Raw genomic sequence first — 688 nt, forward strand, 5'->3', positions numbered from 1 at the left:
GTCTGAATTTTTGTGTGCAAGGCGTCTGAAGATTTCAGGCGTGGCAGGCGATCAATTTCATTCTAGCTGTTGGGTCATGTGAAGCGATCCTCGTAGAGGATCGCGAACTGCCGCATGGCGGCCTTCCAGTCGTGGGCCGCACGGTGCCAGTCGCTGGTGATTTTGCGCAGCGCAAGCCAGAGCAGTTTGGTCGCCGCTTCATCGGACGGGAAGTGTCCGCGCGTCTTGATGATCTTGCGCAGCTGTGCATTCACGCTCTCCAGCGAATTGGTGTAGATGACCTTGCGCACCTCAGGCGGAAACGCGAAGAACGGAATCACGCGAACCCATGCGCGGCGCCAGGCTGCCATGACCGTCGGGAACCTGCTTCCCCACGGGCCCCGTTCCAGAGCAAGCAACTCCGCCTCGGCTGCAGCAGCACTGGCCGCCGTGTAGATTGGACGCAGGGCTGCGGCCAGCTCCCGACGCTCCTTCCAGCCGGCATAGTCGAGCGAATTGCGGATGAGGTGCACGATACAGGTCTGCAGCGTGGTCGCCGGGAAGACCGCTTCAAGCGCGTCGGACATGCCCTTCAGTCCGTCGGTGACGGCAATCAGGATGTCCTGCACGCCGCGTGTCTTCAGATCGCTGAAGACCTTCATCCAGAACTTCGCGCCCTCGGTGTTCTCGATCCACAGTCCGAGAATGT

1 protein-coding gene is annotated in these 688 nt (G+C 60.8%); it reads right to left on the reverse strand.

The features are described from left to right. Nucleotides 1-74 precede the first annotated feature (74 nt). On the reverse strand, nucleotides 75-688 hold a 614-nt coding region (locus GCT19_RS42395; RefSeq protein WP_152855124.1), incomplete at its 5' end, for an IS256 family transposase.

The sequence above is a fragment of the Paraburkholderia atlantica genome, from assembly GCF_009362785.1.
GTDB classification, from domain to species: domain Bacteria; phylum Pseudomonadota; class Gammaproteobacteria; order Burkholderiales; family Burkholderiaceae; genus Paraburkholderia; species Paraburkholderia atlantica.